Below are 26,845 nucleotides of genomic sequence, written 5' to 3'. Positions count from 1 at the left end.
TCACCTCACCCCTTGGCGTTGGCGGCATCGAGGGCGCGCCGCGTCAGCACGCCGATGAGATGCGCGCGGTATTCGGCGCTGCCGTGGATGTCACTGTTGAGTCCTTCGGCCGGCACCTCGATGCCTTCGATCGCCTTCGACGCGAAGCGCTTCTTCAGCGCTTCCTCGAACGCTTCCACGCGGAACACGCCCTCGGAGCCGGCGCCGGTGACGGCCACGCGCACGTCCGACGGACGGCGCGCCACGAACACACCGACCAGTGCATAGCGCGAGGCCTGGTTGCGGAATTTGACGTAAGCGGCCTTCTTCGGCAGCGGGAACATCACCTTGGTGATAATCTCGTCAGCTTCGAGCGCCGTCGTGAACAGGCCCTGGAAATACTCCTCGGCCTTGAGGCGACGCTTGTTGGTGACGATGGTGGCGCCGAGCGCAAGCACGGCGGCCGGATAGTCTGCGGTCGGGTCGTTGTTGGCGAGCGAGCCGCCGATCGTGCCCTTGTGGCGCACGGCGGGATCGCCGATCTGGCTGGCGAGATTGGCCAGCGCCGGAATCGCCTCGCCGACGATGGCGGAGCTCGCGACCTCGGCGTGCTTGGCGGTGGCGCCGATCACCAGCGAGCGGCCCTTCATCTCGATCGTGTTGAGCCCCTCGATATGGGAGAGGTCGACCAGATGCGGGGGGCTGGCGAGACGCTGCTTCATGACGGGAATCAGCGTGTGGCCGCCGGCGATCACCTTGGCGTCCTCGTTCTTCACCAGGAGGTTGGCGGCCTGCCGCACGGTGCCGGGGCGATGATATTTGAATTCGTACATCTGAATGTCCTGATCGCGGGATGCGTGCGCGGATTACGCCAGGTCGGATTTCGCCATCGCCTTGGCGCCGGCGGAGATCGAGGCGACGATGTTCTGGTAGCCGGTGCAGCGGCAGAGATTGCCTTCCAGCTCCTCGCGGATCGTATGGTCGTCGAGCTCGTGGCCCTTGCGGTGCACGATGTCGATCGCGGTCATGATCATGCCCGGCGTGCAGAAGCCGCACTGCAGGCCATGATGCTCGCGGAAGGCCTCCTGCATCGGATGCAGCGGCGCGCCGTCGGCGGCCAGCCCCTCGATCGTCTTGACCTCGTGCCCGTCCGCCATCACGGCAAGCGTGGTGCAGGACTTCACGGCCTTGCCGTCGAGATGCACGACGCAGGCGCCGCATTGGGAGGTGTCGCAACCGACATGGGTGCCGGTCAGCCGCAGGTTCTCGCGCAGGAACTGCACCAGGAGCGTGCGGGGATCGACGTTGGCCGTCACAGGATTGCCGTTCACGATGAGGGAGATTTTTGCCATAAGCACTCTCTGTCAGCGCCCCGACGGGTCCCGTCGAAGCGGTTCTTTCTTATAATTATTCCAACCCATCATATGGGCCAATATGTCCGGGGGCAACATCACCCCGGACGCAAGCCGCCATGCCGAAAGGCGATAGGTTTCAGCCCTGTACCGCCTTGGCGAAGTTCGCGAAAAACTCATCCGCCAGCTTCTTGGCGGTGCCGTTGATCAGGCGCTGTCCGAGCTGCGCCAACTTGCCGCCGATCTGCGCCTCGACGTCGTAGGAGAGCAGCGTGCCTCCATCCTTCTCCGCGAGCTTGACCACGGCGCCGCCCTTGGCGAAGCCGGCCACGCCGCCCTCGCCTTCACCCGAGATCTTGTAGCCGTTCGGCGGGTCGAGATCGCTGAGCGTGACCTTGCCTTTGAAGCGCGCCGACACCGGTCCGACCTTCATTTTTGCCGTTGCACGGAAGCCGCCGTCGTCGGTCTTCTCGAGCTCCTCGCAGCCGGGAATGCAGGCCTTCAGCACTTCGGGATCGTTGAGCTTGGCCCACACGGCCTCGCGCGGCGCCGCGAGCTGGACTTCGCCGTTCATCGTCATGGCCATGGGGTGCCTCCCGGGGATATCAGACTTGGATCGTTTCAGAATAATATTGCTCAAGTAACGCACGGAGGCCGCAAAGGAAAGGGCGCCCCCGGTCACGTGCAATGCATATTCGCAAGTGCAAAAAGCTTGCGCCGACGGTTTGGGATTGGCAGAGCCGGGGCATGGTGATTAGGTCGCGCGCAACATGAGCACAGCCCTCTCTCCCCTGCTTGCGCCGATGCTTTCGAGCGCGGCCATGCGCGCGGTCTGCGACGACCGGTCCACCCTCCAGAACATGCTCGATTTCGAGGCAGCCCTGGCCCGGGCCGAGGCCGCCACGGGCGTAATTCCGCAGGCGGCAGTGGGCCCGATCGAAGCCGCTTGCAAGGCCGCTTCCTTCGACATCGCGGCCCTCGCCGAGGCCGCGACACGATCCGGCAACCTCGCAATTCCCCTGGTCAAGGCGCTGACCGCCAGCGTTGCCAAGGCCGACGCCGAAGCCGCGCGCTACGTGCATTGGGGCGCGACCAGCCAGGACGTCATCGACACCGCGACGATGCTGACGCTCCGCGCCGGCATCGATGCGCTCGACGCCGACCTCAGCCGCGCCATCAAGGGTTTTGCCGCGCTCGCCCGTACCCATCGCAACACTGCGATTGTGGCCCGGACCTGGCTCCAGCATGCGCTGCCGATGCCGTTCGGGCTGAAGGCGGCCGAATACGCATCGAGCCTCGCCCGCGCCCGCTGCCGCCTGCGGCGGCTGCGCCGCGACGGCCTCGCGCTGCAATTCGGCGGCGCGGCCGGCACCCTCGCCGCGCTCGGCGACAAGGGCCTCGTCGTTGCGGAACGACTGGCTCGGGAGCTCGACCTGCCACTGCCGGAAGCGCCCTGGCACACCCATCGCGACCGCATCGCCGAAGCCGCATCGGCGCTCGCGATTCTGGCCGGAAGCTGCGGCAAGATCGCGCGCGACGTCTCGCTGCTGATGCAGACCGACGTCGGCGAAGCCTTCGAGCCCGCGGGCGAAGGCCGCGGCGGCTCCTCGACCATGCCGCACAAGCGCAACCCGGTCGCGGCCGCGAGCGCGCTGGGCGCGGCCACCATGGCGCCGCAGCTCGCCGCCACGATCTTCGCCGCGCAGGTGCAGGACCATGAGCGCAGCGCCGGGCCCTGGCACGCCGAATGGCCGACCCTGCCGCAACTGATGCTGGTCGCGTCCGGCGCGCTTGCCGCCATCGTCGACATCGCCGAGGGCCTCGACGTCGATGCCGCGCGCATGCGCAGCAACCTCGATGCGACGCATGGCCTGATCATGGCGGAAGCGGTCACGTTTGCGTTGGCCGACAAGATCGGCAAGAGCGACGCGCATCATTTGATCGAGGCCGCGAGCAAGCGCGCGGTCGCCGAGAAGAAGCATCTACGTGAGGTGCTGTCGGCCGATTCGCAGGTCACCGCGCATCTGACGCCGGAAAAAATTGCGGCATTGTTCGAGCCGATGGCCTATCAAGGGGCTTCCCAAGCCCTGATCGACCGGCTGCTCGACAGCCTCGACCGCGAATAAAGACACGACGGAGACGCCGCATGCCCATGATCGATGCCGACGGTTGCCTGCTCAACGTCTCCGTCGAGGGCCGCGACGGCGGGCCGACACTGATGCTTTCCAACTCGCTCGGCTGCACCCTGCAGATGTGGGAGCCGCAGATGAAGGCGCTGACGCAGGTGTTCCGCGTCATCCGCTACGACCGCCGAGGCCACGGCAAGTCAGCCGTAGCCCCCGGCCCCTACACGATGGAGCGCTTCGGCCGCGACGTGCTCGCGATCCTCGACGACCTCAACATCGAGAAGGTGCATTGGTGCGGCCTGTCGATGGGCGGCATGGTCGGGCAATGGCTCGGCGCCAATGCGCCGGAGCGGTTCGGCAAGCTGATCCTCGCCAACACCTCCTGCTATTATGCCGAGCCGACCAAATGGCTGGAGCGCATCGACGCCGTGAAGAAGGGCGGGATCGCGGCGGTTGCAGATGCCGTGCTCGGCGGCTGGCTCACCCAGGATTTCCGCGAGCGCGAGCCCGAGATCACCGCGCGGATGAAATCGATGCTGCTGGCCTCCCCGGTCGAGGGCTACCTCGCCTGCTGCGAGGCGCTGTCCACGCTCGACCAGCGCGCGCTGCTGCCGAAGATCAAGAGCCCGACTTTGGTGATCGCCGGCCGTCACGACATGGCGACGCCGATCTCGGCCGGCGAGCTGATCCGCTCCGGCATTCCCGGCGCCAGCATGACCATCATCGATGCCGCCCACATTTCCAATGTCGAGCAGCCGCACGCATTCACGGATGCGGTGGTGGGATTTTTGACGCAGCGCTGAACACCACCGCCGTCATTCCGGGGCGCCTCGAAGAGGCGAACCCGGAATCTCGAAGTGGTGCAATGCGGATCGAGATTCCGGGTTCGATGCTTCGCATCGCCCCGGAATGACTCACTGGAGGCTAGAATGGACGACCAGAAGCGCCGCGATGCCGGCATGAATGTGCGCCGAAAGGTGCTGGGCAATGCCTGGGTCGACAAGTCGATCGCGAACCGCAATGCGTTCAACACCGACTTCCAGGACATGATCACGCGCTACGCCTGGGGCGAGATCTGGACGCGGCCGCATTTCGACGAGCGTACGCGGCGGGTGCTCGTGATCGGCACCATGGTCGCGCTCGGCCAGTGGGACGAATTCCGCCTGCATGTGCGCGCGGCGCTCGCCGAGGGCGGCTTCACGCCCGAAGACATCAAGGAGATCCTGCTGCAGCAGGCGATCTATTGCGGCGTGCCCGCGGCGAATCACGCCGTGAAGGAAGCCTCAGCCATTGTGCAGGAGCTCGGCCTGCTCAAGACCTAGCGGCCCGGCGGTCTGAACGGTCTTTGGCGCCGCCGTGGGCCGCTCGATCAGCATCACGATCGCGGCGCCCAGCAGCAGCAGAAGCTCGGTGGCATGCAGGCGCAGGGCGGCCATCTCGCCAACCTTCGAGGCCATCACCATGCTCGCGAACGAGATCAGGCTGCCGAGCGCCAGCGCAATGGCGAGCGCCTCGTCAGCGCCGCCGTTGCGGCGGACGCGGGGAATGCAGAGCAGCACGAGATAGATCGCGAAGAACGCAACGACGGTCAGGCGTCCGAGCGCCAGCAGCCAGGCCGCGCGCACCGTGTCCATCCCCGCCATCTGGAGATGGTCGCTGAGATACAGCGCCACAGCGACACTGGGCCGCTCGTAGAGGCCATGCACCGGTGAAACAAAAATGTTGAAGGCCACCAGCGCCCAGGCCGGGATGAAATAGGCCGCCAGCAGCGCGCCATTGACCGTGTCGATCCGCCAATTCCTGAACATGCCGCTTCCCGCTTCGCCTGCCACGCGCCTTCATTGGGAAGGCTTTGCGGGGAGCTAACTCGCATCAGACTGTGGCGGCAATTTAAACCCTTTGTTTACCTTAACTCGCCGGGCGGCTGCGATCTCCCGTCATTCCGGGATGGTGCGTTGGCACCAGACCCGGAATCTCGAGATTCCGGGTTCGGCTCTTCGAGCCGCCCCGTAATGACGGAGCGCGCGCTCACGAAAAAGACCCCGCCTTTCGGCGGGGCCCTCCTCACTCCCTTGGCTTGGGCTTCCCAAACTATTCGTCCTGATTGCGCTGGCCGCCCTGCTGCTGGCCGGGACGATCGCCCTGGCGCATCGGGTCCTGCTGCTGCTGTCCGGGTTTCTGGCCGCCGCCCTGCTGCTGCGGGTTGCGCTGGCCGGGATTCTGACTCTGCTGGCCCGGATTCTGGTTCTGCTGCTTCGTCATTCGGGGAAACTCCCTTGTTGGACGTCAGAGCCGGGATAACGGCCGGCAACCATTTTGGTTGCCCTGCGGAACCCGGTTCCTCGCAGGTGCGGAACCGGACCGCGACATCCGGTGCCAAATGAATTCTGTACAAGCCTTTATGCCGAGCCCTGGCCAGTTGCAGCCGCCAGTTCCGTCCTGTTACAAAACGGGAAGAATGCTAGGGGCTGCCGGGGCCCGAAAGAAACTCAACTCACTCCCTCAAGAGCTCCCTTCGAGCCCGCTTCAGGTTTGGTAACGGCAGCGCATGGATTATTTCGCCCAGCAGCTCATCAACGGCCTCGTGCTCGGCTCCATCTACGGCCTGATCGCGATCGGCTACACGATGGTCTACGGCATCGTCGGCATGATCAATTTCGCCCATGGCGACGTCTTCATGATCGGCGGCTTCATCGCCCTGATCACCTTCCTGATCCTGATCTCGTTCGGCCTCACCGCGATCCCCGTGATCCTGCTGGTGGTGCTGCTGGTCTCGATGGCGATCACCGCGCTCTATGGCTGGACCATCGAGCGCATCGCCTACCGGCCGCTGCGACATTCCTTCCGCCTCGCCCCGATGCTGTCGGCGATCGGCATGTCCTTCGTGCTGACCAATTATTCGCAAGTCGCGCAGGGCGCGCGCGTCAAGCCGATCCCGCCCTTCATCACCGGCGGCTACACCCTGCATGAGAGCAACGACGGCTTCGTCATCCAGCTCTCCAACATCCAGATCATGGTGGTCGTCACCACAGTCGTGCTGCTCGCACTCTTCACCTGGCTGGTGTCGCGTACCCGGCTCGGGCGCGACATGCGCGCCTGCGAGCAGGACCAGACCATGGCCGCACTGCTCGGCGTCGACGTCGATCGCACCATCTCCATGACGTTCGTGATCGGCGCGGCGCTGGCCGCGGTCGCCGGCCTGATGTACCTGCTTTATTACGGGACGGTCGATTTCTTCATGGGCTTCGTCGCCGGCATCAAGGCCTTCACCGCCGCCGTGCTCGGCGGCATCGGCTCGCTGCCGGGCGCGATGCTCGGCGGCCTCGCGATCGGCCTGATCGAGACGTTCTGGTCGGCCTATTTCTCGGTCGGATACAAGGACGTCGCGGCGTTCTCGATCCTGATCGTCGTGCTGATCTTCATGCCGACCGGCCTGCTCGGCCGCCCCGAAGTCGAAAAAGTCTGACGGGCGCGCGCGTGACAGCTCCCTCGACCCATACGGCCAAACCTGCAACGGGCATCGTTGCCCTCCTCAAGACCGCCTTCATCAACGCCCTCGTCGCGCTGGTGCTGTTCTCGCTGATGGTCGGCATCCGCACCGAGGCCGGCTCCGACGGCCAGCTCACCTACTGGACGCGCTTCGGCGAGCTCGCATCCCTCGTCGCCATCGTGTTCGGCGGCTCGATCGTGATCGAGTTGTTGCGGCAATGGATCGGCCCCAGCGGTACCGAGAAGCTGGTGCCGCCAGCGGTGCAGAGCGGCCTGTCGTTCCTCGGCCGCTATCTCGCGCCCGCGCTGCTGATCTTCACGCTGCTGGTGCCGGTGATGTTCTATAACCAGCGCTACATCCTCGACCTCGCGATCCTCGTGCTGACCTATGTCATGCTGGGCTGGGGATTGAACGTCGTGGTCGGCCTCGCCGGCCTGCTCGATCTCGGCTACGTCGCCTTCTACGCGGTCGGTGCCTATTCCTACGGCCTGCTCGCCACCAATTTCGGCTGGTCGTTCTGGATCTGCCTGCCGCTCGCCGGCATCCTCGCCGCGTTCTGGGGCGTACTGCTCGGCTTTCCGGTGCTGCGGCTGCGCGGCGACTACCTCGCCATCGTGACGCTGGCTTTCGGCGAGATCATCCGCCTCGTCATCATCAACTGGCAGGAGCTGACCGGCGGCCCCAACGGCGTCTCCGGCATTCCGCGCCCCTCCTTCTTCGGCATCCCGCTCGACAACAGCGACGATGGCCTCGCTGCAAAGCTCGGCATCGAATATTCGGCGACCCACCGCATCGTCTTCCTGTTCTATCTGATCCTGGCGCTGGCGCTGCTCACCAACTGGGTGACGATCCGCCTGCGCCGCCTGCCGATCGGCCGCGCCTGGGAGGCCTTGCGCGAGGACGAGGTCGCCTGCCGCGCCCTCGGTATCAACACCACGACGACCAAGCTCACCGCGTTCGCGACCGGCGCCATGTTCGGCGGCTTCGCCGGCGCGTTCTTTGCGACACGCCAGGGCTTCATCAGCCCTGAGTCCTTCACCTTCCAGGAATCGGCGCTGGTGCTCGCCATCGTCGTGCTCGGCGGCATGGGCTCGCAGCTCGGCGTCGCGCTCGCCGCGCTCGCCATGATCGGCGGCTTCGAATTGTTCCGGAGCCTCGAGGGCTACCGCATGCTGGTGTTCGGCATGGCCATGGTGCTGATCATGATCTGGCGGCCGCGCGGCCTGATCGGTCATCGCGCGCCGACCGTGTATCTGACCAAGGCCAAGGCGATCTCCTCCGACCTCGTCAAGGAAGGGCACGGATGAGCGGCGACCAAATTCTCGGCGTCGACCGGCTCACCATGCGCTTCGGCGGCATCGTCGCCGTGCAGGACCTCTCCTTCGCCGCCGAGCGGAAGAAGATCACCGCGCTGATCGGGCCTAACGGCGCCGGCAAGACCACGGTGTTCAACTGCATCACCGGCTTCTACAAGCCGAGCGGCGGCACCATCCGCCTCAGCCATGACGACGGGCGGGTGATCGCGCTGGAACGGCTGAACGATTTCCGCATCGCCAAGCAGGCCAAGGTGGCGCGCACCTTCCAGAACATCCGCTTGTTTCCCGGCATGACCGCGCTGGAGAACCTGATGGTGGCGCAGCACAACGCCCTGATGCGCGCCTCCGGCTTCACCCTTCTCGGCCTCGTCGGCGCCCCCGTGTACCGTGACGCCGAGAAGCGCGCGATAGATCTCGCCACCGACTGGCTGAGGCGCGTCAATCTGCTCGACCGCGCCGACGACGCCGCCGGCAACCTTGCCTATGGCGACCAGCGCCGGCTCGAGATCGCGCGCGCGATGTGCACCGAGCCCGCGCTCTTGTGCCTCGACGAGCCCGCCGCCGGCCTCAACGCGCGCGAGAGCGCGGCCTTGAGCGAACTGCTGCTCTCGATCCGCAACGAGCTCGGCACCTCGATCCTGCTGATCGAGCACGACATGTCGGTGGTGATGGAGATCTCCGACCACATCGTGGTGATGGACCACGGGGTCAAGATCGCGCAAGGCTCCCCGCGCGAGGTCCGCGACGATCCCAAGGTGATCGCCGCCTATCTCGGCACCGACGAGGACGAAGCCGCGGCCGTGATGGAGGGCGGGTCGTGACGGCGCCCACCCCCCTGCTCGCGATCCGCAGCCTTCGTGCCGCCTACGGCAAGATCGAGGCGCTGAAGGGCGTCGACGTCGAGATCAATGCCGGCGAGATCGTGGCGCTGATCGGCGCCAACGGTGCCGGCAAATCGACGCTGATGATGACGATCTTCGGCAAGCCGCGCGCCCGCTCGGGGCAGATCCTGTACGAAGGCCGCGACATCACCGACGTGCCGACCCACGAGATTGCGCATTTGCGCATTGCGCAATCGCCCGAGGGACGCCGCATCTTCCCGCGCATGAGCGTGGCGGAGAACCTGCAGATGGGGGCGGATGCCACCGAATGCACCGATGCGGAGCGCGATGCGACGCTGCAGCGCGTCTTCACGCTGTTTCCGCGGCTGAAGGAGCGCTACGCCCAGCGCGGCGGAACCCTGTCCGGCGGCGAGCAGCAGATGCTGGCAATCGGCCGCGCCCTGATGAGCCGTCCGCGCCTGCTCCTGCTGGACGAGCCCTCGCTCGGGCTCGCGCCGCTGATCGCCCGCCAGATTTTCGACGCGATCCGCACCCTGAACCGGCAGGACGGCCTGACGGTCCTGATCGTCGAGCAGAACGCCAACCACGCGCTCAAGCTCGCCCATCGCGGCTATGTCATGGTCAACGGCCTGATCACCCTGGCCGGGACCGGCGCCGAGTTGCTGCAGCGCCCCGAGATTCGCGCCGCCTATCTGGAAGGCGGCCGCCACGGCTGAGGCGGGCCGCGTGCGGCCGAATGCGGCGAGATATCTCCGTCAATGCCCGTATTTTGCCGGTGACTTCTCGCCAAATTCATTCAAGAATGGCGCCGGTTTGGACCGGGCATGCCCGGCGACTTCCACAGGCGACCACCCGCGAGGTATCTCATGAAATCACTGAAGCTCATCGGTCTGGCATTCGGCGCGTCGATCGCGCTGTCGAGCGCGGCATTCGCGCAGGATGTCACCATCGCAGTCGCAGGCCCGATGACCGGCGGCGAGTCCGCCTTCGGCCGCCAGATGAAGAACGGCGCCGAGATGGCCGTTGCCGATATCAACGCAGCCGGCGGCGTCAACGGCAAGAAGCTCGCGCTCTCTGTCGAGGACGATGCCTGCGATCCGAAGCAGGCCCGCTCGATCGCCGAGAAGATCGCCAGCGCCAAGATGCCCTTCGTCGCCGGGCACTATTGCTCGTCGTCGTCGATCCCCGCCTCTGAAGCCTATGCCGACGGCAACGTGCTCCAGATCACCCCGGCCTCGACCAACCCGCTGTTCACCGAGCGCAAGCTCTGGAACGTTGCGCGCGTCTGCGGCCGCGACGATCAGCAGGGCCTGATCGCGGCGCAGTACATTGCCAAGAACTACAAGGGCAAGAACATCGCGATCCTCAACGACAAGACCACCTACGGCAAGGGTCTTGCGGACGAGACCAAGAAGGCGCTCAACAAGGCTGGCATCACCGAGAAGATGTACGAGTCCTATAACAAGGGCGACAAGGACTTCAACGCGATCGTCTCGCGCCTGAAGCGCGACAACATCGACCTCGTCTATGTCGGCGGCTATCATCAGGAGAGCGGCCTGATCCTGCGCCAGATGCGCGACCAGGGCCTCAAGACCGTGCTGATGGCCGGCGACGCGCTCGCCGACAAGGAGTACGCCTCCATCACCGGCCCCGCCGGCGAAGGCACCCTGTTCACCTTCGGCCCCGACCCGCGCAACAAGCCGACCGCCAAGAAGATCGTCGACGCCTTCAAGGCCAAGAACATCGACCCGGAAGGCTATACTCTCTACACCTACGCGGCGATGCAGGTCTGGTCGCAGGCGGCCAAGAAGGCCGGCACCACCGACGCCAAGAAGGTCATGGAGGCGATGAAGGCCGGCAAGTGGGACACCGTGATCGGCCCGATCGAGTATGACGCCAAGGGCGACATCAAGCAGATCGACTACGTCGTCTACAAGTGGGACGCCAAGGGCGGCTACGCCGAGATCAAGGGCAACGGCACCTGACGCGCTCGCGGAGCCTCAAGCTGCCATCCAACCATCACAACGCCCCGGCTTGCCCGGGGCGTTTCTCCTTGCGGCGGGATCAGACGGCTGCGGGCAGTTCGCCGCCCGCCGCGGCCTGGGCCTTGCGCAGCGCCTGCAGCAGATCATTCGGCCGGAACGGCTTCTGCAGGCAGACCACATTGGCAAGGTGCGGCGCTTGATCCAGGAAATCCAGGGTCGTCATCCCGGACACCGCAATGATGGGAAGCTCCGGCATGCGCTCGCGCAGGCTCGCGATGATATCGACGCCGCTGGTGTCGCCCAGGAAGATATCGACGATCGCCGCGTCGAACGCGCCTTCCCCGAAGGCTTTCAGCGCGGCAGCACCGCTGTCGGCCTCCACGACCTCGAAACGGTTGACCCGGAGCACGATCGCGACCATCGCGCGGACGTCCTTCTGGTCGTCGATGATGAGAACGCGGGGCATAGGGAACAACTCCCGGAACAGATCAAATCGAATGATTCAAACCTGGAACCCAATACGGCGGGAGGGCATTATGGCACCGTCCAGTAAAGCGCATCTTACCGGAACCCTACTGCGCGTTCCCACCAAAATTAAGTAAGCTGTAACCTTCGGTTGAGTCGTAGCCGCAGCGTTCAGAAGACGAGCCTATAACCGGCTACCATTGAGCTGGACGGCGATCAAAATGACGTCGATGACGATGGCGAAGACCGGCCTGCAAGAGGTGGACGTGCCCACACCGATCGACCGAAGCACATTCCTTTCGACCTTGCCGGCCACCCCGACCGACCGCACCGCCGCATTGGCCATTGTCGGCGTGTCCTCGGTCCTGTTCGCGCTGGCCGTCCCCTTCGCAGGTACCCCGCTCCTGCCGGTCCCCGCCTTTGTCGCGAGCTACCAGTCGGCCCTCGCCGTCAGCGACATCATCACCGCGGTGCTGCTGCTGTCGCAGTTTTCGGTGTTGCGGACCCGCGCGCTGCAGTGGCTCGCGGGCGGCTATCTGTTCACCGCAGCCGCGGCGGTGGTGCATGGCCTCACCTTCCCCGGCCTGTTCACGCCGACCGGGCTGTTCGGCGCGGGCCCGCAGACCACGGTCTGGCTCTACATGATCTGGCACGCCGGCTTCCCCCTGTGCGTGCTGGGCTATGCCTGGTTGAAGGAGGCCGATGGCGGCCCCAGGATCCGCGGCACGACGACCAGCGCGATCTGCACGATCGTGTTCGGTGTGATCGCCGCCATGGCCGTGTTCGCCTGGATCGTCACGGCCCAGCACGACATGCTCCCGGTCCTGCTGAAAGACGGCCATTACACGCCGACCATGATCGGCGTCGTGTCGTTCGTCTGGTCGCTGAGCTTTGCCGCGCTGGTCTCGCTCTGGTTCCGCAGGCCGCATTCGGTGATCGACATCTGGCTCATGGTCGTGATGTGCGCCTGGCTGTTCGACATCGCGCTCTCGGCCATCGTGAATGTCGCGCGCTTCGATCTCGGCTTTTACGCCGGCCGGCTCTACGGCCTCTGCGCGGCGGCGTTCGTGCTCGCGGTGCTCCTGATCGAGAATGTCCGCCTCCAGGCCCAGACCGCCGGCATGGTCGGCGCATTGAAGCGCCGGTCGGACGCCGAGCGCGACTACCACGCCGAGCGCGAGCGCCTGTTCACGGCCGTCGTCGAATCCTCCAACGACGCCATCATCACCAAGTCGCTCGACGGCACCATCACGACCTGGAACAACGCGGCCGAGCGCGTGTTCGGCTACTCCGCCAGCGAGGCGGTCGGCCGCTCCATCGACATCATCATGCCGGACGACCAGCGCGACGAGGGTGCCGAGAATCTGGCGCGCACCCGCAACGGCGAGGTGATCGACCAGCAGGAGGCGGTGCGGCTGCACAAGAGCGGTCAATCGATCGACGTGGTGCTGAGCCAGGTCCCGCTGCGATCGACCGACGGCAAGATCATCGGCGCATCCAAGGTGGCCCGCGACGTGACCGAGCGCAAGCGCGCCGAGATGGCTCTCAATCGGGAGATCGAGGAACGCCAGCGCATCTTCGAGACCTCGCAGGACCTGATCCTGGTCACCGACGGTTTCGGCAATTTCATCCAGGTCAGCCCCAGCGTGAAGGCCATCCTCGGCTTCAGCCCGGAGGACATGGTCGGGCACAGCGCGATCGAGTTCATCCACCCCGACGACCTCGAGAAGACGCGCGGCGAGATGCGGACGGCCCGGCGCGGCGCGGTCAAGCGCAGCTTCGAGGCGCGCTACTACCATCACGACGGTCACGAGGTCACACTGAACTGGATGGGCACCTGGTCGGAGCCCGTGAAGCGCCATTTCTTCATCGGCCGCGACCTCACCGAGAAGCAGGCCGCCGAAGCGCAGCTCAGGCAGGTCCAGAAGATGGACTCCATCGGCCAACTGACCGGCGGCGTCGCGCACGATTTCAACAACGTGCTGACCGTCATCACCGGCACGATCGGCATCCTGGCCGATGCCGTCGCCGACCGGCCCGAGCTTGCCGCCATCACCAAGCTGATCGACGACGCCGCCGAGCGCGGCGCGCAGCTGACCAAGCATCTGCTCGCCTTCGCCCGCAAGCAGCCGCTCCAGCCGCGCGAGATCGACGTCAATGCGCTGGCGCTCGAGGCCGCCAAGCTGCTGCATCCGACCCTGGGCGAGCAGATCACCATCCTGCCTCAACTGACCGAGGATGCCTGGCCGACCCTGGTCGATCCTGGCCAGCTCTCCACCGCGATCCTCAATCTGGCGCTGAACGCGCGCGACGCCATGCCCGACGGCGGCACCCTGGTGCTGGAGACCCGCAACGTCTTCCTCGACGACGGCTATGCCGCCATGAACCCCGACGTCGCCGCCGGCAATTACGTGATGATCGCGGTCAGCGACACCGGCAGCGGCATTCCGTCCGATCTGATCGAGCGGGTGTTCGATCCGTTCTTCACGACCAAGGAGGTCGGCAAGGGCACCGGTCTCGGCCTCAGCATGGTGTTCGGCTTCGTCAAGCAGTCCGGCGGGCACATCAAGATCTACAGCGAGGAAGGCCACGGCACGAGCGTGAAGATCTACCTGCCGCGCTCGACCGGCGTGCAGGAGACCGCGTATGAGGCGGCCCAGAACGTCCCCATCGCCGGTGGCGACGAGAAGATCCTCATCGTCGAGGACGACGCCCTGGTGCGGCAATATGTGGTGACCCAGGTCAAGAGCCTCGGCTATGCCGCGCTGGAAGCGGCCAACGCCGCCGAAGCGCTCACCATCATCGATGCCGACAAGGAGATCGACCTGCTCTTCACCGACGTGATCATGCCGGGCGCGATGAATGGCCGCCAGCTCGCCGACGAGGCCGCCCGCCGCCGCCCCGACCTGAAGACGCTGTTCACCTCCGGCTACACCGAGAACGCCATCGTCCATCACGGCCGGCTCGATTCCGGCGTGCTGCTGCTCGCCAAACCCTACCGCAAATCCGAGCTTGCCAGGATGCTCAGGACAGCGCTCGCCAGTTGAGCCGGCGGCATCTCTGCGCTATCGCAGACAACCTGCAAGCGCATGGAGTGCCGGCCTTGAAAAATCTGCTCACCGACATCGCCGGCGTTCGCGTCGGCCACGCCGAGAATGCGAAGGTCGGCTCCGGGACGACCGCGATCATCTTCGACTCGCCCGCGATCGCGGCGATCGACGTGCGCGGCGGCGGCCCCGGCACACGCGAGGGCTCGCTGCTCGATCTCGCCAGCACGCAGGAGCGCGTCGACGCGATCGCGCTGTCCGGCGGCTCCGCCTTCGGGATCGAGGCCGGCGGCGGCGTGCAGGCCTGGCTCGCCGAGCAGGGCCGCGGTCTCAATATCCGGGGCGCGGTGATCCCGCTGGTGCCGGGTGCGATCATGTTCGACCTGCTCAACGGCGGCGACAAGAACTGGGGCCGCTTCGCCCCCTATCGCGATCTCGGCTATGAGGCGGCGGTGGCCGCAGGCCACGACTACGCGGAAGGCAGCGTCGGCGCGGGCCTCGGCGCAACCACCGCGACCTTCAAGGGCGGGCTGGGCTCGGCGTCGGCGGTTCTCGACAACGGCATCAAGGTCGCCGCAATCATGATCGTCAACGCGGTCGGCAGTGTGACCGTCGGCGAGGGACCGTGGTTCTGGGCCGCGCCGTTCGAGGAGAACGGCGAGTTCGGCGGGCATGGCCTGCCGCCCAAATTCACGCCCGACATGCTGGCGATGCGCATCAAGGGCGGCCCCGCCGCAGCCTCGCGCGAAAACACCACCATCGGCGCCGTCGTCACCGACGCGGCGCTGACCAAACCTCAGGCCAAGCGGCTGGCCATGATCGCCCACACCGGCTTTGCCCGCGCGATCTATCCGGTGCACGCGCCGACCGACGGCGACGTGCTGTTCGCGGCTGCGACCGGCGAGAAGCCGATCGAGCCGCTGGTCGGCCTCACCGAGCTCGGCACGGTCGCCGCCAACGTCGTCGCGCGCGCGATCGCGCGCGGCGTCTACAGCGCGAGCGCGCTGCCGTTCCCCGGCGCGCAGCCGGCGTGGAAGGATCGGTTCGGCGCTTAGGGACGCGTGCCCTTCAACCGCACGCCGCGCGTCATCGCCCGGCGACGACCGGGCGATCCAGTATTCCAGAGACAGGACTGATTAAGCCGAGAGGACGCAGCGTACAGGATGCCCCGCCTGCGCGGGGCATGACAGCTTCAATTGCGGAAAGAGCTTTGCGCTCACACGCTCATCGACATCGACGAGCCGGCGGCGGCCGAGGCGCCCTGCCCCTGTCCGCCCTGCTGCTGCATCAACTGCGCGAACAGGTCATAGGCCGAACTACGGGCGGAGTTGGCGCCGGGCACCGTGGTCGACATCTTGAAGCCGTCGGCATAGCTGACGGTGGTGGTGGTCGAGCCGTCGGCGTTCGTCGTGGTGGTCGAGGTCGATCCGCCGCCCGACGACGAAGAAGAATCCGAGCCGCTGCCGGAGGCATCGCCCGCGCCGCTCGCGCCATGGGCGTGGTGGCCGCCATGACCGCTCTTCAGCGCCTTCGACATCTCGTCCAGGCTGACGCTGTTGTCACCATTTGCATCCAGCTTCGAGAACACGTCATCGGCCTGCGCCAGGTTGGTGCCGCCGGCGCCCAGTGCGCCCTCGAACTCCGACTTGGTGATGCTGCCGTCGCCGTCGGCATCGATCTGCGAGAACAGGTGCTTCAGCGCGGCATCGCGGCCCGACGAGGTCGAGGACGTCGAGCTGGACGAGGCCGAGCTCGTCGCGCTGCTGCTTCCGTCCGAGGACTGGCTCTGCGCGGCGAACAACGCGTTCATCGTCTCCGGCGCGATCTGCGGACATTTGCCCGCATTGACCGACGAGGTCGCCCCGCTGCTCAAGCTGTTGCTGCTGTCGATCGCGAAGGGATTGGCCGCCGCACCCTGCGAGGAGCCGGACTTCTGCGTCGACGAGGACGACTTCGAGTTCGTCAGCGACTGGATCGCGTCGAGCGCACTAGAGACGGCGCCAAGGGCGAACAACATTGCACAACTCCAACCGATGCGGCGCGCCGCAGCCAATGTCCTGCAGGTAAAGTCAGCAAGCGTCGTGCCAGCGCAAAAAGCTCAATGAAATCCGCAGCCGCCGCGCTGCGGAGCCCGCGGGAACATCGGCAATTCATGCCGCCGACGGCAGAAATTTCCGCCCACAGGAAGCACGCCGCCCCTGCATTGCCCGCCGCAGAGGCCCATGTTAGGCGACATCCATCTTTCACGGCCGCCACGGGAACAGCGCCATGACCCAAGCCTTCGCCCACCGCCCCCTGGCCATCGCGCCCTCGATCCTGGCCTCGGATTTCTCCAGGCTCGGCGAGGAGGTGCGCGCGGTGGATGCCGCCGGGGCCGACTGGATCCATCTCGACGTGATGGACGGGCACTTCGTTCCGAACATCTCCTACGGCCCCGACGTCATCAAGGCGATGCGCCCGCACACCAAGAAGATCTTCGACGCGCATCTGATGATCTCGCCCTGCGATCCCTATCTCGAGGCCTTCGCGAAGGCCGGCTGCGACCACATCACGGTGCATGCGGAGGCCGGTCCCCACCTGCACCGCTCGCTCCAGGCGATCCGCGCACTCGGCAAGAAGGCCGGCGTCTCGCTCAATCCGGGCACGCCGATCAGCGCGCTCGAATACGTGCTCGACCTCGTCGACCTCGTGCTGGTGATGTCGGTCAATCCCGGCTTCGGCGGCCAGGCCTTCATTCCCTCGGCGATCTCCAAGATCCGCGACATTCGCGCGATGACGGCGGGCCGTCCGATCGACATCGAGGTCGATGGCGGTGTCGGCCCGGATGTCGCGGGCCCGCTGGCCGCTGCCGGCGCCAACGCCTTCGTCGCGGGCACCTCGGTGTTCAAGGGCGGCACGCAGGACGCCTACAAGACCAACATTGCCGCCATCCGCAACGCGGCGCTCGGGGCGCGCGGCGAAGCCATCTGACGGCGCTTCGCGGTCCGAACCGGCCTTGCGGCCGCCGCGACCAACAGCAATGGACGACATCCGCGACACGCTGTTCTCCGCGGGCCTGCGGCGCCTGCGCGATGGGGCCCTGCAGGACGGCGAGCGGGTGATCTGGCAGGGCCAGCCCGATGGCCTCGCCCGCATGACGATGTGGCGATGGCTCTGGTGGATCGGATGTCCCTGGCTGTTGCTGACGATCGTCGCCGTCGAGGCCGGTTGGATCGACCAGGCGGCCCGCCCTCTCCTGATGCTCGGTGTTGCCTTCGTTGCGGCCCCGCCGGTGATGCTGCTGCAGGATCTGCAGACGCTCTATCTGATCACCGATCGCCGCGCGCTCATCCTGCGAACGGCCTGGGGCCGGCGGACCGTCAGCCAGACGCCGTTCGAGGCCATGGACGCAGTTTTCGAAATCCTCGACATCGGCCGCGGCGCCGGCCACCTCAACTTCGCCTCCGGGCGATCGACCCGCTCGCCCGATACCGACTACACCGGTCGCTACGGGTTTCGCTGCGTTCGCGACGCCTTGCGCCTGCGCGACATCCTCGAAGCTGCGCGCGCCGGCGGGACACGGCGGTCGCATCCGGAAAAAGCTGCGGGTCCTACGGGCGCTGCAGCGCGCAATGCCTAAAATTGCAACCGCGACCCGTACTCATCCGGGCTTCACTGATTCGTGCAAATCACTGCAAGTGATTCCTGCCTGTTTTCGCGGGAGCACATCATGACGACGACCCTGGTTTGGACTGGCGTGGCGTTGTGGCTTGGTTTTTGTGCGTTCGTTGTGTTCGGCCCGTCGGCCGGACCGGTCGAAGCCCCGGCGCGTTCGGCCCGCAGCTTCCGCCGCGACCGCAATCGGGCCTGACGCCCATGCGGATCGCCCTCGTGAAGCGTCAGCCGAAACGCAGGTGCCGTATTCCGCGGCGTCCGCATCCGAACCTCGACGATTTCTTCGGCCGGCTCGAACGCCCCGAAGGCGAGCGGGGCGACGACAGCGGGCCCGAGACGGCGGAGCTGGACCATCCATTCCAGTCACCGCGCCGGCACTGACAATTCTCTTTCCGGACTTGAGCCATGAAACCGCACTGCCCGAACTGCCTGAAGGAAATGACCAAGGCATCCGCGTCGCGTAACCTTTTCAATTGCGAGCCCTGCCGCGAGATCATCCAGTACTTTGGCGGCAGCGCGGATCACGGCGAGCCCGGTCCTCAGTTCTCCTGGCCGATCCGACGCAAGCGCGTCGCCCACACCGCCCACGCGGCCTGATCCTTCCTAGCCCCACACCACGCCGGTGTCCGGTTTCGCTGCAGCCATCCGCGGCGGCCGCACCACGGTGACAGTGCAGCTCGCCTCTGCGGCCACCTTGGCCGAGACGCTGCCGAGCCAGGTCCGCCTGAACGAGTTCTGTCGCGCCCCGATGATGACATGGTCGACCGAGTTCATCTCGGCGAATTCCAGCAGCGCCGCCGCAGGGTCGACCGCTTCCAGCACGTGAACCGACAGCCGGCTCTCATCGAGCTTGAGCGGTGTCGCCCAATGGCGCAGCGCGACCATGCGGTCGATATGCTTGTTGGAGCCCTGCTCGTCCAGTGTCCGGTCGATCGCGATGCGGTTGAGCTTGAGGACGTTGACGCAGGCGAGCCGCGCCGAGGGCAGCGTGGCGAGAATGCGCTCGGTGGTGATGCGGAGCGCCTCGTTCAGCTCCGGGGCGCCCTCCGCCGTGTCGAGCGCGACTGCAAGGATCGGGCTCGATGCGATCTGGGCCGCGACATCCGATTTCGCGCGCGGCGCCATGACGCCCTGGTTGAAGCGCCGCCGCCAGGCGACGCTGAGCGGATCGCGCTTCAGCCGCTCCGAGCGGGTCGTGAGCTTGACCTTGTCCGGATGGGCAAGATCGAAGGCGAGCTGGGACGCGGTCGGATAGCGCCACACCGGCTCGATCTCCAGGCACCGCAGCACCACTTCCTGGAGCCAGGGCGGATAGTCGGGGCGAAGCGCGCGCGGCGGATGCGGATCGCGCCAGAGCCTGCGCCGCATCGCACGCAGCGTCTCGCCCTCGCCGAAGGGACGCTCGCCCGTGGTGAAGAAATAGAGCAGCACGCCGAGCGAAAACAGGTCGCTGCGCGGATCGTCGCGCACGCCCAGGAGCCGCTCCGGCGCCATGTAGGGCGCGGTGCCGTAAGGCAGGCGGAACTCCTCCTGCAGCAGATCGGGCAGATGATCGTGGTGCGACAGGCCGTAGTCGATCAGCACCGCCTCGCCGCTCTCGCGGAACATGATGCTGCTCGGCTTGATGTCGTGATGGATCACGTTCTGCCGGTGCAGATCGGCAAGCGCGGTTGCGACCTTGGCGACGAGCTGCCGCGCCTCGTCATATGGCAGCGGCAGGTCGGGCAGCCGCTTGTAGAGCGTGGTCCCGGCGATGCGCTCGATCACGACATAGGCCTGGTGCGCGAAATCGCCGGTGCCGAAGCATGTCGGCACGTGCGGCCCCGCAAGCCGCGGCAGGATCATCATCTCCATCTCGAACGAGACGATCGCGGCGGGATCCTCGCCCTCCGACACCCGCGGGATCTTCATCAGCAGCGGCACGTCGATGCCGGGATGGGTGACGGTCCACAGCGTCGCCATACCGCCGGCATGGACGCATTCGCCGATGGTGTAGCCGTCGATCACCGCGCCTGAGCTGACCAGGGGTTTCGGCATCGCTTTCTAGCGCCCCTGTGACAGGCGGTCGGCGAGCCAGGGCGGCAGGCCGTTCTCGCGAATCCGGCTCGCGGCCGTCTCGATATCGTAGGGCACGCGGCAATAGGTGATCTGGCACGACACCGTGTCGAACAGCACGAAGGCCGCGGACGGATCGCCGTCGCGGGGCTGGCCGACCGCGCCGAGCACCGCCAGCCATTGCCGTCCGCGCAGCAGCGGCACCGCGACATCGGTCTTGGGCACGAGGCTCGTCATCTTCGCCGTCACCGACATCGAATAGAGCGCCGGACGATGGATGTGGCCGCAAAAGGTGACGTGGGCGGGCGTCGCAATCAGGCTCTTGGCGGCGTCCACGGTCGATCGGACATAGTGCCAGCGCTGCGGGCTGGAGGCTTCCGAATGCACGAACAGATGGTCGCTGTCCTCCACCAGCATCGGCAGGTCGGCCAAGAATCGCCGCTGCGCGGCGTCGAGCCGGCCGCGGGTCCATTCGATCGCGATCTGCGCCTCGGCATTCATCGTCTCGGACGAGGAATTGACCGCCTGGTCGTGATTGCCGCGCACGGCAACGGCCCCCTGCGCGACCAGCTCCATCGCGGTATCCACGACCCATTCCGGATCGGCGCCATAGCCGACGAAGTCGCCGAGCAGGATGAAGCGCTCGGCGCCCCTGGCGCGGGCAACCTTCAGGCAGGCCTCGAACGCCTGCCTGTTACCGTGAATATCCGAGAAGACAGCGAGAAGCACGCACCCTCCACCCTCAAATCCTTATTGGAAGCCGATAAGGCCAAATTGAGGGAGGTCAACAGGATGCGCCGGCGCGCTGCCGTTTTCCAGCGTGTCCCTGCCCGCGATGGTGAAGGGCCTATTGCTCGTCTTTCGGCGGCATCCGGGGCGGCGGGATCGGCGTGAACACGGCGCCCTGGGCACCGGCTGGCGGGGCATTGAACTCGCCGGTGGAGGAATCGCCGCCGGTGGTCTCCAGGATGGTTTTCGGCGTCACATATTCCCGGACCATGTCGATCAGGCTGCCGTCGCCGCCGCCGAAATCGGCCGCGCGGCCGCCTTGCGGATGTCCGAGCGCGATCTCGTTCTCGGCGGCATGGGTCTTATCGGCCAGCCGGTCATCGTAGGGCACGCGAAACGCGCGCGGGATGCCGCTCGGGCGATTGTCCTCGTCCAGCGCCTCGACCCAGAAATAGATCGAGCCGGGATCGCCTTCCAGCGAATGCGGCTCGACGATGCGGGCCTTCAGCAGCTTGAACGACGCCGGCAGCCTATCCGTGCTGGCCCAGCCGAGCAGACCGCGCATTTCGGTGAAGCTGACAACGTAGAACGCGCTGGTCACGACCACCGCGACCGCCTTGAGCGACCAGTGCAGGCGCGCATAAACCAGCACGACCAGCAGCAGCGCGCCGATGACCGCATAAGCGACCGACAATGTGAGGATGACCGTCTGCAGGCTAGTCACGGCGCACCCTCTTGGCGTTACCGCTCACACCGGTTCTCGGGTCGAGATCGGCGCCGTTGCGCCAGCTGCTGCGGAACGTCTCGAGCAGCGACTTCGGCCGTTGGTCGACATTGACGACCTTGCCTTCGGCGTCGATGCGGAACCGCACCGCGGTCTTCTCGTCGCCGGTATGGTCGAGCGTGAACTTGTTGTCGAAGACCACCTGCGCGGTCGGATTGAGCTTCTGCACCTTCACATTGGCCGTCACCGGCTCGCCGGTCGTGGCCACGAAATGCGAGACGTTCACCGTGTATTCGCCGGCCACGATGCCGCGGATCGTGACGATCTCCTCGCGGATGGGCGAGGCGATCTTCTTGCCGGCCACCATGATGAAGTCGTTGGCCCCACCGCGGTCGTCGCGGTCGAGCGTGAGGAAGCCGGCCTCGCGGTGGCGATACCAGGCGATATTGCCGGCGGGATCCTGCACGAACAGGTCGAGATCGTCGGGGTGGTTGTCGGGCCAGTCCAGCGTGATCATGAACTCCGCCTTGGAGTCGATCTTGCCGTCCTTGGCATCGGGCGAGACCGCGAGCAGCGCGAGGAAAAACAGGAAGGCGATCACCTGGAGCGCCTTGAACAGCATCACGCCGAGCGGATCGAACGGCTCCTCGCGCGGATAGAGACCGAAATCATCCATCATGACGGCGTTCCGGCGCCGTTGATTCCAGCGCCTTGCATTTCCGCGCCTTGGCGCTCCAGCACCGGCGTCACATAGGTCTCGGTCAGCACCACCGCGTCAGAAAACACCCGCTGGGTCGCCGCATCGAGCATGTAATACTGGATGCGGACCAGGATCGAGCCGACGAGGCCCGCCAGCGTCGTGTACATCGCGACCGCCATGCCGTCGCTCATCAGCCCCATCGAGGACCGCATCGCGACCTTGTCGGCCGCATCCAGCCCCGCGATCGGCGCCAGCATGATGATGAAGCCGATAATGGTGCCGAGCAGCCCGAGCTTCATCAGCGTGTCCGAGACGAAGGCGCCGAAGCCGTTGGAGCCGCGCAGCCGGTCGGCGAGCGTTCGCAGCAGCAGCGTCTGGTCCACCGGGCGATAGTCCTGCGCCGCCGCCTTCGTCACCAGACTCTCGATGTGATCGCGCACCAGCCCGCGCGGCAGCGAGGTCGCACGGGCGTCGAGCGCCTTGCTGCCGCCCGGCGCCGCGAGTGCCGCCCGGCATCGCCGCGCCGCCGCCCCCTCCCGCGCGATCGCCCGCGTGCGCAGGAAGCAATGGCCGCAGGTGACGACGTAGAGCAATGCAATGACGCTCGAGATATAGGTGCGGTCCGAGGTCAGCATCAGACGGATCAGGCCGAAGCGCCACAGCAGCACGACGGCAAAAATCGAAAGGCCGGTGAAGATCATCCAGAACAGCAGCGCGCTGCGCTCGGATGGATCGGCAGCCTGGCCCGCGACCGGCCCCATCGTCATCGAACTCATGCTGTACCGCTCCTCGCCCGCACCGTTGGGCTGCCAAGATTCCATCCCGATTAGATCAAAGCCGCCGTTTCAGGTCCAAAGACCCATGCCCAATCCGGCTTGGGAAATTTGCCCGAGCTGCAATCCTGCCACACCCCGCAATTGGCAAGGCGCGGCGGCGTTGTTAGGCTGACCTTATCAAACGTCGGGGGTGATCGCATGCGCCTCGTGCTTCAGCTTGTTGCCCGCCTGCTGCTCATCGTGGCGCTGTGCCTGGGAGCTGCGACCGTGTGGGCCACATTCGACGCCTATCGCAGCGTCGATCGGGCGACCGCGGCCTCCGCGCAGCGGGTCGCGCAGGCGCTCCAGGCGCTGTACTGGCATGAATTCTTGTTGCGCAGCAGCAGAACGCGCGAGCAGCTCCTGCCGGTTCCGGAATGGCGCACGCTGGAAACCATGAAGCTGATCTCGCCCGGCGTCTGCGTCGAGTTCCAGCCGGCCATCGCGTTCGAAAAGCCGCTCTGCGGCCAGAGCGAGGGGCTGGGCAAGACCCCGCCGCGCTGGTTCGCGTCGATCGTGCCGATCTTCCTCGGCAGCCACGCCGAGGTGGTGCGGCCGGTCAGCCCCCGCGCCGCCTCCGCCGGAACGGTGGTGGCAACGCCGGATGCCGCGGCCGCGATCTCGCTGGCCTGGGAGTACATCCTCAACGTCATCGACGTCGCGCTGCTGATGGCGGCCGCAATCGCCCTGCTCGCCTCGCTCGCCATTGCGCATGCGCTCGCGCCGGCGCGCGCGATCGTCACCGCCCTGCAGCGCATGGCGCGTGGCCAGTATCGCACCAAGCTGCCGCGCTTCCGCTCCATGGAGCTGGCGATGATCGGCAGTGCCGTCGGCGAGCTCGGCGGCCGGCTGGAGGAAGCGACCGAACAGCGCGCCGCGCTGACAAGACGCTTGATCGAGATCCGCGACGACGAGCGCCGCGCGCTCGCCCGCGAGCTGCACGACGAGTTCGGGCAGAATCTCTCGGCCATTCTCGCCTTCGCCAACACCATCGAGACGGCCGGCGCAAAGCAAGACAAGGATGACGGCATCGCGCAGGACGCGCGCATGATCTCGCAGGCCACCCATCATTTGATGGCCTCGCTGCGCGACGCGCTGAAGCGGCTGCGCAATCCCCTGCCCGAGGAGCTAGGGCTGGAGGCCAGCCTCGTCAATCTCGTCGACAGCTGGCGTTCGCACAGCGCGGCGCGGCCGACGATCCAACTCGATCTCAGGGGCGATCTTGCCGACATCAGCGGCCCTGCCGCCACCACCGCCTATCGCGTCGCCCAGGAATGCCTGACCAACGCGCTACGTCACAGTGCAGCGCGCGAGATCAGCTTGCGCGTCGAGCGGCGCGCGGGCGAGGACGATGCACTGCTGATCCGCGTCGAGGACGACGGCGGCGGCGATGCGGAGCGGGTTGCGCAGTCGGCCGGCTTCGGCCTCACCGGCATCCGCGAACGCGTCACTGCGGCCGGAGGATCGTTGTCGATCCTGCCGGCCAATCGCGGGCTGAGCGTCGCCGCCACCATCCCGCTTGCCGCATGAGGCCGGGATGAGTGAGGTCGCGGCAACAGGCATCTCCGTGCTGCTGGTCGACGACCATCCGATCGTGCGGCAAGGCTACCGGCGCGTACTGGAAAGCCAGGGCGACCTGCATGTCGTGGCGGAAGCCGACAATGCGGCGGATGCCTACGGCGCCTTCAAGGCGCACGACCCTGATGTCGTGGTGCTTGATATCTCGATGCCCGGCGCGAGCGGGCTGGAAGCGATCCGCAACATCCGCGCGCGCAGCCCGCGGGCGCGGATTCTCGTCTTCACCATGCACAACGAGGCCGTGCTGGTGAAATCGGCCTTCGGCGCCGGCGCAAGCGGCTTCGTCACCAAGAGCAGCGAGCCGTCGGCGGTCGTGAACGCGATCCGGGCCGTCGCGCGCGGCGAGCGCGCCATGAGCGACGACATCGCGCATATCCTCGCCGAGGACAGCCTGTCATCGGGATCGGTGCTGGATCAGCTCGGCGAGCGCGAGATCGAGATCCTGCGCCAGTTCGCAGGCGGCGCGACGACCGAGGAGATCGCCACGCATCTCAATCTCAGTGTGAAGACGGTCCAGAACTATCACTACCTGATCAAGACCAAGACCGGCGCGCGCACGGATGCGCAGCTGGTGCGGCTCGCCGCCACCTGCGGGCTGACGAAAATCTAGCAGCGGGGCTGCCGCTTTCTCCAGGTCACGTGAAGATCTTGAATTTGCCTGATGCGATGGAACGGAGGCCATCCAGCCCCGGTTAGGAGTAGAGTGGAGGAATCGCCATGAGTAAGGCTCATCACAAGGCACTCGACCATCCCCCGATCATCACCGTAGGCGAGCTCATCGACGAACTGTGCCGCCTGCCCGATACGGCCGTCGTCCACTTCCGCTGCCCCATGCTCGAGCAGGAGCTGACGTTCTACCGCCTTCGCAAGCGGTCAAAGGATGCCGTCGAAATCGCGGTCAATGCCTATCCGGAGAGCCCGCCGGTCGTACCGGCGACGACCAACGGCGGTGCGCTTCACCCGCGCAGGCACGCAAGCACCGCGCCTCCCGTTCGGGAGAGCGCGCTTCTTCACAAGGCAAGAGGGTAGGATAGGCGTCGCGGCCTAGCACGCCTTCAGGCCGCGCAGCACCAGCGCGAGCGTCGCGTCAACACGCGCCGGCAGATCGGCGTCCTTCCACTCGTCGGCATGCGCCGGATGATGGAAGCGGCAGGTCGTATCGAAGATCGCGCGGGCAGTCGTCTTGACGTCGTCCACGGCGAACACGCCCTGCGTCACGCCGTCGGCCAGGATCGCCGCGATCTGGTCGATCATTGTGTCCTTGTGGCACTTCACGGCTGCGCAAGCCTCGCGCGCCAGCGTCAAATAGGTCTCGAACATCTCGGGGTCGTCGAGCACGCGCGAACGCTTGGCCGCGAACAGCGTGCGCAGCCAGCGGTCGAGCCTGTCGGGCGCCGGCCCCTGCTCCCTGGCAATCGCCAGGAGCGGAGCGTCGATGCGGTCGAGCCAGCGTTTGGCAACGGCCTCGCGCAGCGAGGCCTTGCTCGGGAAATGGCGATAGACGCTGCCATGGCTCACATCGAGCGCACGGGCAACGTCGACCACGGTGGCCTTGGCAAGTCCGTAGCGCCGCAAGACGTCCTCGGTGACTTCGAGGATCCGCTCCGGCGTCAAGACAACGGCTTCATTCATGCCAGCACCTTGTTCCCGTTTCAGGGTTCGTCCGGCGATAGGGCTGCTTCCGAAGCGCCCTCACCGGTCGTTTCGGAAAGCCTATGCCTTAATGAGGCAGTTTTGCAGCCTGCGCCGCGATCTGGCGCGCCACCAGCAAATTGAGCCAATGCCCAATCGTGCCGGTGAAATTGAGGATTTCGGTCGTCATTGTCTTAAGTCTCCATTCGTCCACGGCCCCCATCTCCAATTATGCCCTTGAATCCGCTGTTATTTTTCGGACCGAGGGCTCTCCGGACGGGATTGCCGCGGGACGCCCAATCGGAGCGTCCGGAGACGGATATACACGTCTCGCTGACAGATTTCAATATCTGTCA

At 66.2% G+C, this 26,845-nt stretch carries 31 protein-coding genes; 18 read left to right on the top strand and 13 right to left on the bottom strand.

The features are described from left to right. Positions 1–5 precede the first annotated feature (5 nt). The 3 genes from JQ617_RS00935 to JQ617_RS00925 form a co-directional block, all read right to left on the bottom strand. Positions 6–812, bottom strand: a complete 807-nt coding sequence (locus JQ617_RS00935; protein WP_063682513.1) for an FAD binding domain-containing protein — start codon at positions 810–812, stop codon at positions 6–8. Between the two features lie 33 nt (positions 813–845). Continuing rightward, positions 846–1,331, bottom strand: coding sequence for a (2Fe-2S)-binding protein (locus tag JQ617_RS00930; protein WP_014494194.1), 486 nt, complete (start codon positions 1,329–1,331; stop codon positions 846–848). 139 nt (positions 1,332–1,470) lie between these two features. Next, on the bottom strand, positions 1,471–1,917 hold the full coding sequence (locus JQ617_RS00925) for an SRPBCC family protein (RefSeq protein ID WP_024340831.1): 447 nt from the start codon (positions 1,915–1,917) through the stop codon (positions 1,471–1,473). A 184-nt stretch (positions 1,918–2,101) separates the two neighbouring features. Here JQ617_RS00925 and JQ617_RS00920 point away from each other — a divergent pair, with 184 nt between their 5' ends. From JQ617_RS00920 to JQ617_RS00910, 3 genes are all read left to right on the top strand, one after another. After that, positions 2,102–3,457 (top strand): 3-carboxy-cis,cis-muconate cycloisomerase, encoded by a 1,356-nt coding sequence (locus JQ617_RS00920; protein WP_212023695.1) that lies wholly within the window; start codon positions 2,102–2,104, stop codon positions 3,455–3,457. 20 nt (positions 3,458–3,477) lie between these two features. Then, a complete protein-coding gene (pcaD, locus tag JQ617_RS00915; RefSeq protein ID WP_212023693.1) occupies positions 3,478–4,260 on the top strand; it encodes a 3-oxoadipate enol-lactonase in 783 nt (260 codons plus the stop codon). Positions 4,261–4,386: 126 nt separating this feature from the next. Then, on the top strand, positions 4,387–4,779 hold the full coding sequence (locus JQ617_RS00910) for a carboxymuconolactone decarboxylase family protein (protein WP_212023691.1): 393 nt from the start codon (positions 4,387–4,389) through the stop codon (positions 4,777–4,779). Here JQ617_RS00910 and JQ617_RS00905 read toward each other — a convergent pair. Both JQ617_RS00905 and JQ617_RS00900 read right to left on the bottom strand, forming a co-directional pair. Next, a complete protein-coding gene (locus JQ617_RS00905; RefSeq protein ID WP_212023689.1) occupies positions 4,741–5,265 on the bottom strand; it encodes a hypothetical protein in 525 nt (174 codons plus the stop codon). The two genes, JQ617_RS00910 and JQ617_RS00905, sit on opposite strands and share 39 nt — an antisense overlap. A gap of 283 nt (positions 5,266–5,548) precedes the next feature. Continuing rightward, on the bottom strand, positions 5,549–5,719 hold the full coding sequence (locus JQ617_RS00900) for a hypothetical protein (protein WP_167358187.1): 171 nt from the start codon (positions 5,717–5,719) through the stop codon (positions 5,549–5,551). Between the two features lie 286 nt (positions 5,720–6,005). Between JQ617_RS00900 and JQ617_RS00895 the strand changes: the two genes are divergently transcribed. The 5 genes from JQ617_RS00895 to JQ617_RS00875 all read left to right on the top strand — a co-directional run bounded on the left by JQ617_RS00895 (position 6,006) and on the right by JQ617_RS00875 (position 11,090). Further along, the gene (locus tag JQ617_RS00895) at positions 6,006–6,923 is read left to right on the top strand and encodes an ABC transporter permease subunit (protein ID WP_212023687.1); all 918 of its coding nucleotides are present in this window, start codon (positions 6,006–6,008) and stop codon (positions 6,921–6,923) included. Positions 6,924–6,934: 11 nt separating this feature from the next. Beyond that, positions 6,935–8,254 carry a high-affinity branched-chain amino acid ABC transporter permease LivM gene (gene livM, locus JQ617_RS00890; RefSeq protein WP_212023685.1) on the top strand — a complete coding sequence of 440 codons (1,320 nt, stop codon included), beginning with the start codon at positions 6,935–6,937 and terminating at the stop codon, positions 8,252–8,254. Continuing rightward, the gene (locus tag JQ617_RS00885; protein ID WP_063682505.1) at positions 8,251–9,084 is read left to right on the top strand and encodes an ABC transporter ATP-binding protein; all 834 of its coding nucleotides are present in this window, start codon (positions 8,251–8,253) and stop codon (positions 9,082–9,084) included. The genes livM and JQ617_RS00885 overlap by 4 nt, the downstream gene beginning before the upstream one ends. Beyond that, on the top strand, positions 9,081–9,821 hold the full coding sequence (locus tag JQ617_RS00880; protein ID WP_063682504.1) for an ABC transporter ATP-binding protein: 741 nt from the start codon (positions 9,081–9,083) through the stop codon (positions 9,819–9,821). Before JQ617_RS00885 ends, JQ617_RS00880 begins: the two co-directional genes overlap by 4 nt. Before the next feature lie 150 nt (positions 9,822–9,971). After that, entirely contained in the window at positions 9,972–11,090 is a 1,119-nt protein-coding gene (locus tag JQ617_RS00875) for a branched-chain amino acid ABC transporter substrate-binding protein (RefSeq protein WP_212023683.1), read from the top strand. 79 nt (positions 11,091–11,169) lie between these two features. Here the strand turns inward: JQ617_RS00875 and JQ617_RS00870 are convergent, their stop codons facing one another. Continuing rightward, positions 11,170–11,556, bottom strand: coding sequence for a response regulator (locus JQ617_RS00870; RefSeq protein WP_212023681.1), 387 nt, complete (start codon positions 11,554–11,556; stop codon positions 11,170–11,172). Positions 11,557–11,776: 220 nt separating this feature from the next. Here JQ617_RS00870 and JQ617_RS00865 point away from each other — a divergent pair, with 220 nt between their 5' ends. Next, positions 11,777–14,602 carry a PAS domain S-box protein gene (locus JQ617_RS00865; RefSeq protein ID WP_212023679.1) on the top strand — a complete coding sequence of 942 codons (2,826 nt, stop codon included), beginning with the start codon at positions 11,777–11,779 and terminating at the stop codon, positions 14,600–14,602. Positions 14,603–14,658: 56 nt separating this feature from the next. Further along, entirely contained in the window at positions 14,659–15,657 is a 999-nt protein-coding gene (locus tag JQ617_RS00860) for a P1 family peptidase (RefSeq protein ID WP_212023677.1), read from the top strand. 161 nt (positions 15,658–15,818) lie between these two features. Here JQ617_RS00860 and JQ617_RS00855 read toward each other — a convergent pair whose 3' ends face one another. Further along, positions 15,819–16,619, bottom strand: a complete 801-nt coding sequence (locus tag JQ617_RS00855) for an EF-hand domain-containing protein (RefSeq protein ID WP_212023675.1) — start codon at positions 16,617–16,619, stop codon at positions 15,819–15,821. A 251-nt stretch (positions 16,620–16,870) separates the two neighbouring features. Here JQ617_RS00855 and rpe point away from each other — a divergent pair, with 251 nt between their 5' ends. The 5 genes from rpe to JQ617_RS00830 all read left to right on the top strand — a co-directional run bounded on the left by rpe (position 16,871) and on the right by JQ617_RS00830 (position 18,853). Next, the gene (gene rpe, locus JQ617_RS00850) at positions 16,871–17,572 is read left to right on the top strand and encodes a ribulose-phosphate 3-epimerase (protein WP_063682500.1); all 702 of its coding nucleotides are present in this window, start codon (positions 16,871–16,873) and stop codon (positions 17,570–17,572) included. Positions 17,573–17,621: 49 nt separating this feature from the next. Beyond that, on the top strand, positions 17,622–18,221 hold the full coding sequence (locus tag JQ617_RS00845) for a hypothetical protein (protein ID WP_212023672.1): 600 nt from the start codon (positions 17,622–17,624) through the stop codon (positions 18,219–18,221). Between the two features lie 90 nt (positions 18,222–18,311). Then, positions 18,312–18,452 (top strand): hypothetical protein, encoded by a 141-nt coding sequence (locus JQ617_RS00840; RefSeq protein WP_212023670.1) that lies wholly within the window; start codon positions 18,312–18,314, stop codon positions 18,450–18,452. Positions 18,453–18,457: 5 nt separating this feature from the next. Next, positions 18,458–18,637 (top strand): hypothetical protein, encoded by a 180-nt coding sequence (locus tag JQ617_RS00835; RefSeq protein ID WP_212023668.1) that lies wholly within the window; start codon positions 18,458–18,460, stop codon positions 18,635–18,637. Between the two features lie 24 nt (positions 18,638–18,661). Continuing rightward, entirely contained in the window at positions 18,662–18,853 is a 192-nt protein-coding gene (locus JQ617_RS00830) for a hypothetical protein (RefSeq protein WP_063195324.1), read from the top strand. A 6-nt stretch (positions 18,854–18,859) separates the two neighbouring features. Here the strand turns inward: JQ617_RS00830 and JQ617_RS00825 are convergent, their stop codons facing one another. From JQ617_RS00825 to JQ617_RS00805, 5 genes are all read right to left on the bottom strand, one after another. Further along, positions 18,860–20,293: a serine/threonine protein kinase gene (locus JQ617_RS00825; RefSeq protein ID WP_212023666.1), complete on the bottom strand. Its 1,434-nt coding sequence runs from the start codon at positions 20,291–20,293 to the stop codon at positions 18,860–18,862. A gap of 6 nt (positions 20,294–20,299) precedes the next feature. Next, positions 20,300–21,040, bottom strand: coding sequence for a metallophosphoesterase family protein (locus JQ617_RS00820; protein ID WP_212023664.1), 741 nt, complete (start codon positions 21,038–21,040; stop codon positions 20,300–20,302). A 118-nt stretch (positions 21,041–21,158) separates the two neighbouring features. After that, positions 21,159–21,764 (bottom strand): hypothetical protein, encoded by a 606-nt coding sequence (locus JQ617_RS00815; RefSeq protein ID WP_212023662.1) that lies wholly within the window; start codon positions 21,762–21,764, stop codon positions 21,159–21,161. Continuing rightward, positions 21,757–22,443 (bottom strand): DUF2135 domain-containing protein, encoded by a 687-nt coding sequence (locus tag JQ617_RS00810; protein WP_212023660.1) that lies wholly within the window; start codon positions 22,441–22,443, stop codon positions 21,757–21,759. Before JQ617_RS00810 ends, JQ617_RS00815 begins: the two co-directional genes overlap by 8 nt. Beyond that, on the bottom strand, positions 22,440–23,240 hold the full coding sequence (locus JQ617_RS00805; RefSeq protein WP_212023658.1) for a MotA/TolQ/ExbB proton channel family protein: 801 nt from the start codon (positions 23,238–23,240) through the stop codon (positions 22,440–22,442). Before JQ617_RS00805 ends, JQ617_RS00810 begins: the two co-directional genes overlap by 4 nt. Positions 23,241–23,438: 198 nt before the next feature. On the opposite strand from JQ617_RS00805, the gene JQ617_RS00800 reads away from it, so the two are divergent. The 3 genes from JQ617_RS00800 to JQ617_RS00790 all read left to right on the top strand — a co-directional run bounded on the left by JQ617_RS00800 (position 23,439) and on the right by JQ617_RS00790 (position 25,886). Beyond that, the gene (locus JQ617_RS00800) at positions 23,439–24,809 is read left to right on the top strand and encodes a sensor histidine kinase (protein ID WP_212023656.1); all 1,371 of its coding nucleotides are present in this window, start codon (positions 23,439–23,441) and stop codon (positions 24,807–24,809) included. Between the two features lie 7 nt (positions 24,810–24,816). Continuing rightward, on the top strand, positions 24,817–25,467 hold the full coding sequence (locus JQ617_RS00795) for a response regulator (RefSeq protein ID WP_063682492.1): 651 nt from the start codon (positions 24,817–24,819) through the stop codon (positions 25,465–25,467). A 107-nt stretch (positions 25,468–25,574) separates the two neighbouring features. After that, positions 25,575–25,886 (top strand): hypothetical protein, encoded by a 312-nt coding sequence (locus tag JQ617_RS00790; protein ID WP_212023654.1) that lies wholly within the window; start codon positions 25,575–25,577, stop codon positions 25,884–25,886. Between the two features lie 15 nt (positions 25,887–25,901). On the opposite strand, the gene JQ617_RS00785 is transcribed toward JQ617_RS00790, so the two are convergent. After that, positions 25,902–26,489: a TetR/AcrR family transcriptional regulator gene (locus JQ617_RS00785; RefSeq protein ID WP_212023652.1), complete on the bottom strand. Its 588-nt coding sequence runs from the start codon at positions 26,487–26,489 to the stop codon at positions 25,902–25,904. Positions 26,490–26,845: the final 356 nt, after the last annotated feature.

This window comes from Bradyrhizobium sp. KB893862 SZCCT0404, assembly GCF_018130885.1.
In the GTDB taxonomy this organism is placed as follows: domain Bacteria; phylum Pseudomonadota; class Alphaproteobacteria; order Rhizobiales; family Xanthobacteraceae; genus Bradyrhizobium; species Bradyrhizobium stylosanthis.
This window is presented reverse-complemented; position numbering and strand designations above follow the sequence as displayed.

Excerpts from the sequence above, each read along its gene's own strand:
- pcaD (WP_212023693.1), top strand. The coding sequence starts at position 3,478 with ATGCCCATGATCGATGCCGACGGTTGCCTGCTCAACGTCTCCGTCGAG.
- JQ617_RS00785 (WP_212023652.1), bottom strand. The coding sequence starts at position 26,489 with ATGAATGAAGCCGTTGTCTTGACGCCGGAGCGGATCCTCGAAGTCACC.
- JQ617_RS00870 (WP_212023681.1), bottom strand. The coding sequence starts at position 11,556 with ATGCCCCGCGTTCTCATCATCGACGACCAGAAGGACGTCCGCGCGATG.
- JQ617_RS00830 (WP_063195324.1), top strand. The coding sequence starts at position 18,662 with ATGAAACCGCACTGCCCGAACTGCCTGAAGGAAATGACCAAGGCATCC.
- rpe (WP_063682500.1), top strand. The coding sequence starts at position 16,871 with ATGACCCAAGCCTTCGCCCACCGCCCCCTGGCCATCGCGCCCTCGATC.
- JQ617_RS00795 (WP_063682492.1), top strand. The coding sequence starts at position 24,817 with ATGAGTGAGGTCGCGGCAACAGGCATCTCCGTGCTGCTGGTCGACGAC.
- JQ617_RS00925 (WP_024340831.1), bottom strand. The coding sequence starts at position 1,917 with ATGGCCATGACGATGAACGGCGAAGTCCAGCTCGCGGCGCCGCGCGAG.
- JQ617_RS00910 (WP_212023691.1), top strand. The coding sequence starts at position 4,387 with ATGGACGACCAGAAGCGCCGCGATGCCGGCATGAATGTGCGCCGAAAG.
- JQ617_RS00885 (WP_063682505.1), top strand. The coding sequence starts at position 8,251 with ATGAGCGGCGACCAAATTCTCGGCGTCGACCGGCTCACCATGCGCTTC.
- JQ617_RS00800 (WP_212023656.1), top strand. The coding sequence starts at position 23,439 with ATGCGCCTCGTGCTTCAGCTTGTTGCCCGCCTGCTGCTCATCGTGGCG.
- JQ617_RS00930 (WP_014494194.1), bottom strand. The coding sequence starts at position 1,331 with ATGGCAAAAATCTCCCTCATCGTGAACGGCAATCCTGTGACGGCCAAC.
- JQ617_RS00905 (WP_212023689.1), bottom strand. The coding sequence starts at position 5,265 with ATGTTCAGGAATTGGCGGATCGACACGGTCAATGGCGCGCTGCTGGCG.
- JQ617_RS00920 (WP_212023695.1), top strand. The coding sequence starts at position 2,102 with ATGAGCACAGCCCTCTCTCCCCTGCTTGCGCCGATGCTTTCGAGCGCG.
- JQ617_RS00900 (WP_167358187.1), bottom strand. The coding sequence starts at position 5,719 with ATGACGAAGCAGCAGAACCAGAATCCGGGCCAGCAGAGTCAGAATCCC.
- JQ617_RS00895 (WP_212023687.1), top strand. The coding sequence starts at position 6,006 with ATGGATTATTTCGCCCAGCAGCTCATCAACGGCCTCGTGCTCGGCTCC.
- JQ617_RS00810 (WP_212023660.1), bottom strand. The coding sequence starts at position 22,443 with ATGATGGATGATTTCGGTCTCTATCCGCGCGAGGAGCCGTTCGATCCG.
- JQ617_RS00840 (WP_212023670.1), top strand. The coding sequence starts at position 18,312 with ATGACGACGACCCTGGTTTGGACTGGCGTGGCGTTGTGGCTTGGTTTT.
- JQ617_RS00790 (WP_212023654.1), top strand. The coding sequence starts at position 25,575 with ATGAGTAAGGCTCATCACAAGGCACTCGACCATCCCCCGATCATCACC.
- JQ617_RS00875 (WP_212023683.1), top strand. The coding sequence starts at position 9,972 with ATGAAATCACTGAAGCTCATCGGTCTGGCATTCGGCGCGTCGATCGCG.
- JQ617_RS00855 (WP_212023675.1), bottom strand. The coding sequence starts at position 16,619 with ATGTTGTTCGCCCTTGGCGCCGTCTCTAGTGCGCTCGACGCGATCCAG.
- JQ617_RS00865 (WP_212023679.1), top strand. The coding sequence starts at position 11,777 with ATGACGTCGATGACGATGGCGAAGACCGGCCTGCAAGAGGTGGACGTG.
- JQ617_RS00845 (WP_212023672.1), top strand. The coding sequence starts at position 17,622 with ATGGACGACATCCGCGACACGCTGTTCTCCGCGGGCCTGCGGCGCCTG.
- JQ617_RS00835 (WP_212023668.1), top strand. The coding sequence starts at position 18,458 with ATGCGGATCGCCCTCGTGAAGCGTCAGCCGAAACGCAGGTGCCGTATT.
- JQ617_RS00825 (WP_212023666.1), bottom strand. The coding sequence starts at position 20,293 with ATGCCGAAACCCCTGGTCAGCTCAGGCGCGGTGATCGACGGCTACACC.
- JQ617_RS00805 (WP_212023658.1), bottom strand. The coding sequence starts at position 23,240 with ATGAGTTCGATGACGATGGGGCCGGTCGCGGGCCAGGCTGCCGATCCA.
- JQ617_RS00935 (WP_063682513.1), bottom strand. The coding sequence starts at position 812 with ATGTACGAATTCAAATATCATCGCCCCGGCACCGTGCGGCAGGCCGCC.